General features: G+C 47.6%; 8 protein-coding genes. 1 reads left to right on the top strand and 7 read right to left on the bottom strand.

Annotation, left to right across the window (positions count from 1 at the left end):
• Positions 1 to 247 precede the first annotated feature (247 nt).
• Positions 248 to 439, bottom strand: coding sequence for a hypothetical protein (locus ACYQ2M_RS18035; protein WP_459917769.1), 192 nt, complete (start codon positions 437 to 439; stop codon positions 248 to 250).
• Positions 440 to 665: 226 nt separating this feature from the next.
• Here ACYQ2M_RS18035 and ACYQ2M_RS18030 point away from each other — a divergent pair, with 226 nt between their 5' ends.
• Positions 666 to 1,064, top strand: a complete 399-nt coding sequence (locus ACYQ2M_RS18030; protein ID WP_459917768.1) for a universal stress protein — start codon at positions 666 to 668, stop codon at positions 1,062 to 1,064.
• 181 nt (positions 1,065 to 1,245) lie between these two features.
• Here the strand turns inward: ACYQ2M_RS18030 and ACYQ2M_RS18025 are convergent, their stop codons facing one another.
• The 6 genes from ACYQ2M_RS18025 to ACYQ2M_RS18000 all read right to left on the bottom strand — a co-directional run bounded on the left by ACYQ2M_RS18025 (position 1,246) and on the right by ACYQ2M_RS18000 (position 9,902).
• Entirely contained in the window at positions 1,246 to 2,130 is an 885-nt protein-coding gene (locus ACYQ2M_RS18025; protein ID WP_459917767.1) for an electron transfer flavoprotein subunit beta/FixA family protein, read from the bottom strand.
• A gap of 78 nt (positions 2,131 to 2,208) precedes the next feature.
• On the bottom strand, positions 2,209 to 4,023 hold the full coding sequence (locus ACYQ2M_RS18020) for a heterodisulfide reductase-related iron-sulfur binding cluster (RefSeq protein ID WP_459917766.1): 1,815 nt from the start codon (positions 4,021 to 4,023) through the stop codon (positions 2,209 to 2,211).
• A gap of 137 nt (positions 4,024 to 4,160) precedes the next feature.
• Complete coding sequence (locus tag ACYQ2M_RS18015; protein WP_459917765.1) at positions 4,161 to 5,000, bottom strand: hypothetical protein; 840 nt, start codon at positions 4,998 to 5,000, stop codon at positions 4,161 to 4,163.
• Complete coding sequence (locus ACYQ2M_RS18010; protein WP_459917764.1) at positions 4,997 to 5,989, bottom strand: electron transfer flavoprotein subunit alpha/FixB family protein; 993 nt, start codon at positions 5,987 to 5,989, stop codon at positions 4,997 to 4,999. The genes ACYQ2M_RS18015 and ACYQ2M_RS18010 overlap by 4 nt, the downstream gene beginning before the upstream one ends.
• Positions 5,990 to 5,997: 8 nt before the next feature.
• Positions 5,998 to 7,956, bottom strand: a complete 1,959-nt coding sequence (locus ACYQ2M_RS18005) for a mycofactocin system FadH/OYE family oxidoreductase 2 (protein ID WP_459917763.1) — start codon at positions 7,954 to 7,956, stop codon at positions 5,998 to 6,000.
• Positions 7,953 to 9,902: an oxidoreductase gene (locus tag ACYQ2M_RS18000; RefSeq protein ID WP_459917762.1), complete on the bottom strand. Its 1,950-nt coding sequence runs from the start codon at positions 9,900 to 9,902 to the stop codon at positions 7,953 to 7,955. The genes ACYQ2M_RS18005 and ACYQ2M_RS18000 overlap by 4 nt, the downstream gene beginning before the upstream one ends.
• Between the last annotated feature and the right edge of the window lie 809 nt (positions 9,903 to 10,711).

The following is a 10,711-nucleotide window of genomic DNA, read 5'->3' as shown; positions in this document are numbered from 1 at the left end:
TACCACGGATAATTTCGGGGATTTCTGGTTTCGGAAACTTGCCGATGATCGTAAATTTACCCTGACCATTGACAAGGACGGAAAACAAAAAATTGTGGACGGTATTGTCACTGATAAGGATTTAAGTCTCGGGGATATCCCCATGACGATGTAAGAAAAGAAATAAGGCGTTTTCACAACCGTTCGGGAAATGCGATATTTCTCTCGAACGGTTGTAAAATTTAATGGGAAAAACAAAGAATATCTTCTAATCCAGATCTCCGGCGCAGTCAATGATATATTCCGCCATCTGTTTTTTGTTTTTGGGAAGATTTTCTTCGCTTTCAATGGCCGCCTTGAGCTGGTCTTTCAAGTTACCGACTTTCTCGCGATTTTTCCATTTTGCCCCAAAAATACGGCCAGCTTCAAATTCAATCTGTTTGGCTGTCATTCTTTTCATCTGATCCTCCTTTGACGATTATATGTTCCTGGATGATTATATATGCCATCGCTGCACACCTTGCGTGTGACGATCATGGACAACCTATTACATGTAATAATTCATTTATTCAATGAAATAACAAGTTTTCCACTGTAATGTCAAGGAGATTGTTAATTAAAGGAAAAAGTGCAATAATGCACCCCAGCATCCCCTCCACGAAAGTTTAAAAAGGAGATATCCCGATATGAGAATTATGGTTTATTGTAAAAACGTCAAAACGATATCAAAGGCCCTTGACATTGCAGTGGAACATGCCAAAGCCTTTAATGCTTCCGTGGATCTGGTAAGCGTCTTCGAGGACAGACCAGACCTTCCCGGCGAAGTTATCGAAAAAAACACCGAAGAATTGAAAAAAATTGCCACGGAAATGTTCACCAATGAAGGCATCCGCTGCATTTCCCAAGTGCTCGTCAGCACTCTTTCCATTGGCGAAGCAGTGGTTCAGTATGCCGAAAAAAATGGAATCACTGAAATCATCATGGCACTTAGAAAACGTTCAAAAGTGGGAAAACTCTTCTTTGGCTCCAATACCCAGTACATTATACTGGAAGCGCCGTGCAGGGTTATCACCACAAAGGAATAGCCACGAAGGCATTCTCCAATTTTAGGATTACAACCTTAGCTATTTGCTTTTTTTAGAGGAAATTGGTCACAATATGGGCCACCTGTCGCAGCTGACAGGCCAATGGGTCAGGTTATCATACTTTTGGCAACCACCTATTTCTCAACCTGAATAGGCCCATGTTATGACCAATCTTTGTGTATCAGATGTGTTCCTCCCCCTGAATAAACTCATTTTCCTTCAAAAAATTAATAATACCGGCAACCTGGGATTCGGTGCTGCCGGTCAATATCTCACCTTTTTTCTCAACATTACTTCCGGATAACAATTGAAGCACACGGTCATAAGCCCCCAGAGAACTGTCCGGAGCTGGAATCATGCGAGGTCTTGGGCGCGGTTGAAAAAATTTTAGGCAGGTCATCTTTGCAGAAAATGTTGTTTTGTCGATATCGGGTATCCGGATCTTATATGCATTGGCAAGCTTTCTTGCTTCAACGGTGGGCAATGGAAGCTGTGCGCCTGCATCCACGCTGAAAACAGCAGGCAGGCCGCAGGCTATTTCCTCCCGGGCGCCCCGTCCCGCACTTCTTTGTACCTCAACCCTGCTACCTGCCTGGCTTAAGGTGAGATCGGTGATGGCCGATACAAAGGGCAGATCAAGCTGTTGGGCCACCAGGGCACCAACCTGTCCGTTTGCCCTGTCCATGGATTCTTTGCCGCAGAGAATGAGATCCGCCCCAAGGGATGTCGCAATCTTTGCTATTAAATCCGCCTTCACCCTGGGTTCCGGCTGGGCAAGGGACTCAGAATCTTTATGGTCGTTAAAATCCGCCTGATAAAGATGATCCGCTCCGGTGGCCAGACAACGTCTAAGCTCGACCTCGGCAATCATATCTCCAAGGGTCAAAAGAGAAACTTCTGTGTTAGCGTCCGTCTCTTTCAGGCGCAAAGCAAGTGCTATGGCCGCCTCGTCACAGGGATTAATCCGAAAGATGGAATCTTCGGGATTGATGTATGTTGTATCGGGATTTTGCCCGGTTCTGGTATAGGTATGTCTGATCTGTTTTACACAAACGATGATTTTCATTTTCCCCCCATGGTTGAATTGGGTATTTTATCCGGTGCGGCAGAATTCATATTTTTAAATGGCCCTACTGGATAAGGATCATTTAATTGCTTCGGCCACCATATCTATAATATCGGCTACTTTCGGGATATCTTCCCTCCCAAGTGATTTGACCCCGTCATCGACCATGACCAGGCAATAGGGACAGGAAGTAGCAATGATATCCACATCTGCGTCCGCAACCTCTTGGGCCCGGATCAGGTTGATATTCTCTCCGGTGTTCTCATGGAGCCACATCCTGCCACCGCCCCCCCCGCAGCAAAAACCGCTTTCACGGTTACGTCCAAGCTCGGAAAGCTGTGTTCCGGGAATCGCTTTGCAAATATCTCTGGGTGGTTCATACACATCATTATATCGCCCAAGGTAACAGGCATCATGAACAGCCATTTTAGAAGCAATGGGATATTTTAATGTAATTCTTTTGTCCTTTATGAGCTCCATCACAAGCTGGGTGGCATGAACCACCGGAATATCACACCCCAATTCCGGATATTCGTTTTTCAAGGTATTGAGGCAATGGGGGCACAGGGTGACAATCTTTTTCACCTGATGCTGCTTAAGTCGTTGAATATTCTGCATGGCCAGCTTCCGGAACAGAACCTCATCTCCCAGTCTTCTTGCGGGATCTCCGCAGCAGAGCTCTTCTTCTGCCAATATATTGAAACGGATATCGGCGGCTTTCAAAATCTTAACCATGGCCAGGGCGGTTTCTCTATTTCGGGGATGAAAGGCACCGGAACAACCCACCCAGAACAGTACATCTGCATGATCGTCCTCCTTTGCCTTTGTAACACCCCTGTTCATGGCCCAGTCCCCTCGATGGGCCACCCCTTTCCCCTGGATGTCACCATACAGTTCAAGGTCACGAATCATGGGACGTGCCTCCATGGGCATATCCCCCTTGCCCATCACCTGATACCGCCGCATATCCACAATTTTATCCATGGGTTCAACAAAGACTGGGCAATGTTCCACACATCCCATGCAGGTGGTACATGCCCAGATTTCATCTCTGGTAATAACCTCTTCAAGAAGAGACCGGGAGGATTTACCGGAAAAAAAGCCCTTATATACAGCCCCATGTTCGGCCTGTTCAAGAATTTTGCGGATCACCTTTTTGGGAGACAGGGGCTTACCTGAAAGAAAAGCCGGACAATTCTCTTCGCACCTGCCGCAGGAGACGCAGGCTTCTGTTTCAAGTAATTGTTTCCATGAAAAATCTGCTACGGTTTTTGCCCCGATCTCACCATTGTCCGGTGCAATATTTCTAAGTGCGGCCTTGGGGCCCTGTTTTTTATAAAAAACATTCAGGGGAGACACCACCAGATGGCGCATAAAGGTAAACGGAATGGATGCCATAAAAACAAGTACTGCAAAGAAATGAAGGCGGATCATGATCTGCATGAACAAGGGAGAAGGCAGCGTACCAATGGAAAGTAGCCAGCCCACGGGGGATGCCCATGCCGTGCTGTTTCCGGTAATACTTAACCGTGCTGACTCGGCCAGGAAACCCGATATCAAAATAACCACCAGAACGGCCATGGGAAAAATTGTTCTTTTGGGATCTTCTGTGTCCAACGTCCCAACATCCTCTTTGTTTTGACCCTGGGAATGCGCCTTTGCCCGGATTCGGCATTTTAACAGGTATATGGTACCAATGAGCATGACAACACCTGCTGCATCCTGTAAAAAAGAGAGCAAACGTGCCAGAATGCCGGGTATGGAAAATCCGAACTGAACCAGCATAATGATGAACATGGGCAGAACAAATCCCCAAAATACCGCCACATGGGCTGCGCCCACCAAGGGACGTTTGAGGATATCTTTGTGTTTTAGAACGCTGTTCTTTACCATAGCCCAATCACCTGGGAACGGCTGACCTTCCTTTTTCTTCCACCACAAAGCCCAGCGTCGGGAAAAGCCCATTACCAGGGCAATGAAAGCAACAGCAATAAATAAAATATCAAATGAAGTTATTATGGATTTCAATGCTATCTCTTCCCTTTATTATTGATTTTACGCATAGTCCTGTCCAGTACAGGGGTTACTTGTCTCATTACGGCAACCAGCAAAAACAGGGCAACGCAGATGTACAAAAAAACAACCGGCAGTGCCTTGTTGCGTTGATCCGGGTGCATTTTGCCCCACAGGGCATTTTTGAGACCGGGATCATGGCATTTAAAACAATTCTGATCATTTATCGGCCCGCTCTCACCATGGGCACCTGATCCCTGATGACATCCCAGGCAATTATCCATTTTATAATTGCCTGCAAAATCCGCCTTTCCGTGGGAAGAGATCCGGAAGGTGGAAAAGGCTGAAAACATTCCGGTTGTACCGGTCTTAATGCCATGACATCGGCTGCAGTCCACGGGTTTGACATTGTCTCCTTCCATGTGGGCATCATCTGTTATATCCGTATGACATCCCAGGCAGGTGATGGTGCTTCCATGAACTGAGGATGAAAAATTTTCAGGTGAAATCTGAAGAGAACTGTCTCCGCCGTTTGAGCTATGGCACTCCATACAGTCTTTCGGGCCATAAGTTGACATATCTTCAGAAGCCCATGCCGGGGCAAAGATTCCACAAATAAGGCACAGCCCCAGAAGATAAAATCCAATGATACCTGTTATTTTATATGAAAAGGTAGCCTCCATGTTTACCTCAGCAGAGCCCCCCCGAGGGGCAATAGGAACCTGCCAATTAAGCCTTCTACTGTTCCGGGCCGCTCCCATTGCCCGTCGGGGGGGCGACATGATAGCATTTTCAATATTCGTTGTGGACGAACCCAGTTGACCCAATGAGGTCCGTTCGTGGCGATTATATTTCATTTTTTCAGTTCCTCTATCTGCGATACCACCTGGGGAAGTATCTCATGGACATCTCCCACCACGGCCAGATCTGCAAATTTAAAAATCCTGGCCCTGGGATTAAGATCAATGGCAATGACCTTATGGGATTTTTCGATGCCTGCGGTGTATTCATTGGCACCGGAAATGCCGCAGTTGATAATCAGCCTGGGGGCCACGTATTTGCCGGTCTGGCCGATCTGCCTCTCATAGGGCATGGTTCCCCAGTCAATGATGGGCCGGGTGGCACCTACTGTTCCACCCATGGACCGCGCCAACCGGTGGAGAATATCAAAGGCTTCACCCTTGCCCACGCCCCGGCCTCCGGCCACTATAATATCGGCCTCCTCCAGGTCCATATCTTCGGGGTCGGCCTCTATGATCTGTATCACCTTTGTTTTAAGATTATCCTTTGATACCTCCGGCACAGGTTTTATCACCACTGCCTCTTTTTCCATATCCGGTTCCGCATCAGAAAGCACGGACGGCAGAAAGGCAACAAGGGGTGGCGCGTCGCATTCAAGTCCCACCTCCTCGAACAGATATCCGTTTGCAATGGGACGAATGGCTCTGGCCTGTCCACCAGGTTCCATGTGAAAATCCATTGCACGTGTCACCAGGCAGGAATTCAGAAGAGCTGCCAGGCGCGGGAAGAGATCGTCTATTTCGGCACTCTGTGCGGCAAGCAGGCATGTCGGTTTTTCTGACTTAAGCACATGAAACAATGCCTGGGAAAAATATTCTCCCTGGTATCGATCCATATGATCGTCAGTCAGGTTCAGAACCCGGTCCACACCATAGGAACCCAATGATGTCAATTCGGATTCTGAAATATTTCCAAAAGCAACAGCCGTCACAACGCCTTCGCCCCCAAGCTCCAAAATCAACCGGCGGGCTTCGGCCGTCAATCCAAAGGTGGATGCCTCAATGCTTCCTTCTCGATGTTGAACCCATATCCAGATGTCAAACATGGTATCTCCTATATCAATCTTCCGATACGATGGCCTTCAATTATGGCCATATCGGTTTTTCTCGGGGCCACGCAGTCGCCCACCCGGTATAGTTCCTTCACCTTATCCTTTAACCCGTTGTAAAGACTATCCTTTGCCACATTTCCTGCTGCCAGAACCACCGTATCATATCCGTCAAAATCAAACATCTCGTTGGAGTAGACATTCAGTCCCTTCACCAGGGTACCCTGAATCTCCAGCACAGCGATATCCGGGGTAAAGGTGACGTGCTTGCCGGCCAGCCTCTGCCGTGTAAGGAAAAGATCCTGAAGGGGTCCCAGGGCTGAACCGATAAAAAGAGATGAGGTGAGCATATGAACCTTCTTTCCCTGATCGGCCAGCAGCTCGGCGGTTCCCGTTGCCTGGTGATGTCCATCCAGATCTATGAGCAGCACCTTATCTCCGGTCTGGACAACACCGGTGAGTATGTCCACTGTTGTAACAACCTGGGGGGATGAATATTCACCCGGAAAAGGATGGGGTTTGGGAACCGATCCTGTGGCGACCACGACAACATCAGGGTTTTCCTTGAGGATCATCTCCTCATCGACCTCCACTCCAAAGCGCATATCAAATTCCAACTTGTTCAACTGGCTTACCAGCCAGCGGGTGACGCCGGTTATCTCCTGGCGACCAGCCGCTTTACCTGCAACTATATTTTGGCCCCCCACCTCTTCATTCTTCTCGAACAGGGTCACCTTATGCTTTCTTAAAGTCGCCACACGGGCAACTTCAAGCCCTGCAGGGCCTGCACCGATGACCACCACTTTTTTGGGTCTATCCGAGGGGATAAGGGTTCCCATGCCAAGTTTGGCTTCTTCTCCCACAGCCGGGTTATGCAAACATCCCAGTCTATGTCCCAGCCCCATACGTGCGATACAGCCCTGGTTACAGGCAATGCAGTTACGAATATCGTCTATTCTGCCTTCCATGGCCTTGTTTGGCAACTCAGGATCACAGATCAAGGCGCGAACCATACCGATCATATCAGCCTGGCCATCCTCAAGAATCTTTTCTGCAAGATGGGGGTCATTGATCCTATTGGTGCAGAATACCGGCAGATTAATAACGGAGCGGATACCGGCGGCAAGTGGTGCCGTATATGCCAGGGGGGTATGCATGGAACCTTCAACCAGATACAGGTTGTAAAATGTCCCGATACTCAAATCCATGAAATCAAGATCCCCGCTCTGCTCAAAAAGCATGGCAATTTTTTTGGCATCCTCGTGGGTAAGTCCACCCTTTGGATGCATTTCGTCGGCATTGAGCCGGACGCCCAGGGTGAAATCCGGCCCCACCGCTTTTCTCACCGCTGTATTCACCTCAAGTGCAAACCGCAGGCGTTTTTCAAAACTGCCCCCGTATTCATCTTCACGATGATTTGTCAGAGGAGATAAAAACTGTCGGACCAAAGAGCTGTGTCCCAGCTGCAGCTCAATACCGTCAAAACCGCCTTCAACTGCATTTATGGCACTTTTGACAAAGTATTCTATGCACTCTTTAATATCCTCTATCTCCATCTCTTTGCTTGTCTCCCGGAAAATGGGATCTTTTCCGGCAGAAGGCCCCCACACCGGGAGACGGGAAATTTTACTGTCCCCCTGCATGCCATTGTGATTGAGCTGGGCAAAAATTTTGCCGTCGTACTCATGTATCGCACGGGTCAGTTTTTGAAATCCGGGAATTGCCTCCGGCTCATATGCATCCACCAGTTTATCATAGGGATGGTCGGTGGGATGTACCCCCATCTCTTCTGTGGTAATCAGTCCACAGCCCCCTTTTATGCGCTCCAGATAGTAGGCAATATGCCGATCACTGATCAAGTTGTCTTCCGCATAATTGGTCATGTGGGGTGCAAAATGGAGCCGGTTCGGTATCACCACGGAACCGATCTTAAGTGGTGAAAACAGATATTTAAATTCGCTCACAATAGTTCCCCCACATTTCTTGCTTCGATAATAGCCATGTCAATACCTCTTGGGGCAACACAATCCCCTGTCCTGTATACCTCTTTGATCTGCCCCTTGATCTCTTTATAAAGGGCATCTTCTGCCACGTTACCGACATCAAGGACAATGGTGTCGTAATCTTTATATAGAACCGTTTTATTGGTGTAGATATCACGCGCTTTTACCAATTTATCGTTTATTTCAACCACCTCTATATCCGTGGTAAAGGTAACCCCCTGCTGGAGCAGACGCTGTCTTCCAAGGTAAAGTTCACCCCGGGACGCAAGTTCGATACCAATGAACAGATCACTTGTGATCACATCGACCTTTTTTCCCTGACCGGCAAGGAGTTCTGCCGTTGCCATGGAATGGTGGCCACCATCTTCATCAATAAAAAGAACCTTTTCTCCCATGGGGTGGGTTCCTTTGATGGCATCGGCCCCTGTGATAACCCAAGGGGGGCCATAATTGCCGGCAAAGGGTTTGTCCCCAGGCCTGGAACCCGTTGCCACAACCACGACATCCGGGTTCTCTTTGAGAATCATTTCACAAGTAACGGTAATGCCCGTATGAACAGGAACTTGAAGCTTGTCAAGCATGCGTTTGAGATACAGGACCACACCGGGCATGCTTTCCCGGCCGGGGCGTTCTCCAATCAGGTTGACCTGCCCTCCGGCGTTTTCCTCCTGTTCATATATCGAGACATTATGCCCACGTTTACAAGCCACACGGGCAACCTCCATACCCGAAGGCCCGGCTCCAATGACCATTACATTTTTCTTTTTTTCTGCCTTGATCAGAATATCATATCCACTCAGGGGTTCATGGCCAATCCGGGGATTCTGAATGCAGCCAAGGCTTTTGGACTGGTTCAAGCGCCCGATGCATCCTTTATTATCTTTAACGCAGTGCCTGATATCTTTGATTCTACCTTCCTTTGCCTTTATGGCCATGTCCGGATCGCAAATCATGGGTCGTACAAAACCTGCAGCATCCGCTTTGCCTTCTTTAATAATGGTATCCGCCATGGCAGGAAAACCAATCTGATGACTGGCAAGCACCGGAAGGCTTACACTTTTTTTAATAACTTCTGCCGTTTCAATGGTGAAGCCTTCGGGGATGTGCGAAGAGGGCATGATCATATGAAGATTATAATAGGTTCCCACAGCCACGTTAATAAAGTCGATCTGTCCTGTCTGTTCGAGAATCCGGGCCATGGGTATGGATTCTTCGGTGGTAATCCCCCCCCAGAACTTTTCATCTGCACAAAGACAGACCCCCATGGTAAACTCCTTGCCAACAGCCTTTCTGACACCCTCAACAATCTGTAAGGGTAAACGAAGTCTATTTTCAAGGCTTCCCCCATATTCATCACTTCTGTGATTGCAGATGGGGGATAGAAATTGCCTGAGAAGGGATTCCGGTCCCATGTCAATCTCCACCCCATCAAATCCACTGTTTTTAATCAGAAGTGCCGCCTCGATAAATGCTTCCAGCAGTTCAGCCATATCTTCTGGCTCCATGGGTTTGCAAACTTCCCCAAACACAATGTCAGACACGGCTGAAGGGCCCCACAGGCATTTCCGGGTAATATGTCCGCTGCTCTGGAATCCATGGTGGTTCAACTGGGCAAACACACGGGTATCAAATTCATGAATCGAATCCGTGAGCCTTTGCAAATCCTTGACAACGCCAGCACCCTGAAGTTCAACCATGCTTTCCCAGGGGCGGTCATTGGGATGGATAGCAAGTTCTCCTACGATAATCAGTCCGCATCCCCCTTGGGCACGTCGCCGGTAATAAGCGATATGACGGTTGTTTAAAACACCGCCCCTGCCAAAATTGGTCCGATGGGCCAAAAGACAAATACGATTTGGTAATTCAGTGTTCCCTAATTTCAAAGGTAAAAAAAGATGCTCATACATACGCATTTCGCTTTATTTGTTATAAATTATAATTGAATCCTTTGAGTCTCCAAACAAAAGACATTCGCCTGCCAAATTTCATTACTTGATGATCCAGTTTATTCCCTTGTTCTTTTCACAACATCAACTGACATAAAAACCCCGGGCAATTGATTGATCCTGGGCTGAATCAGCATTAAAGAGCCTGTTGATTTAGTACAGATCACTAAGTCATAGATACAGTATGCTGGATATCAAACCACAAAATATCAAGATGTTGTGCGTTTGTTTTACCCAAAGTGACTAAATCAACAGGCTCATTCATCATGGGCAAAAAGACACGATTTTTTGGCATCCTTCATTCCTGCTTTACACTTTTACGAGGTAAATGCCCATTTTCCGGTGTCCCCCTTTAAAAAGTGTAAAGTACTTTTGGAGGCATATGAAGGATGCCGATTTTTATATAAAATACTCCGCAAATCAGAGGCGTATTTCAAGCTTTGTTGTGGGCAGAACCGGATCAGAATACGGTCTGCCCGTGGCAGTTATAAACTTTTTCTATCTACTGATGCATGAATCAGTCCACACGGTCAATATTGACATTTTTTTAGGAGGGGATGATCACAACGCCAAGCTTTATAATGGAGCCCTGCCGCCCCGATGGGGGATCTGTCCGGGCCGGGACCGTTGGCGGCTTTGTTGGCGGTACTTTAATGCTGTATTTTCTTTAAAACAAAGCATCCTTCATATGACATCAAAACTACTTTGAGTGTACCCTTTTTAGATTTAACTGGGGAAAAGAGCCTGTTTAACCCCTCATCCCCAAGCCT

Source organism: Desulfocicer niacini, from assembly GCF_054657595.1.
This window is presented reverse-complemented; position numbering and strand designations above follow the sequence as displayed.

Bases quoted from the DNA above. Each gene is read 5' to 3' on its own strand.
- ACYQ2M_RS18035 (WP_459917769.1), bottom strand. From the start codon at position 439: ATGAAAAGAATGACAGCCAAACAGATTGAATTTGAAGCTGGCCGTATT.
- ACYQ2M_RS18030 (WP_459917768.1), top strand. From the start codon at position 666: ATGAGAATTATGGTTTATTGTAAAAACGTCAAAACGATATCAAAGGCC.
- ACYQ2M_RS18025 (WP_459917767.1), bottom strand. From the start codon at position 2,130: ATGAAAATCATCGTTTGTGTAAAACAGATCAGACATACCTATACCAGA.
- ACYQ2M_RS18020 (WP_459917766.1), bottom strand. From the start codon at position 4,023: ATGGTAAAGAACAGCGTTCTAAAACACAAAGATATCCTCAAACGTCCC.
- ACYQ2M_RS18015 (WP_459917765.1), bottom strand. From the start codon at position 5,000: ATGAAATATAATCGCCACGAACGGACCTCATTGGGTCAACTGGGTTCG.
- ACYQ2M_RS18010 (WP_459917764.1), bottom strand. From the start codon at position 5,989: ATGTTTGACATCTGGATATGGGTTCAACATCGAGAAGGAAGCATTGAG.
- ACYQ2M_RS18000 (WP_459917762.1), bottom strand. From the start codon at position 9,902: ATGTATGAGCATCTTTTTTTACCTTTGAAATTAGGGAACACTGAATTA.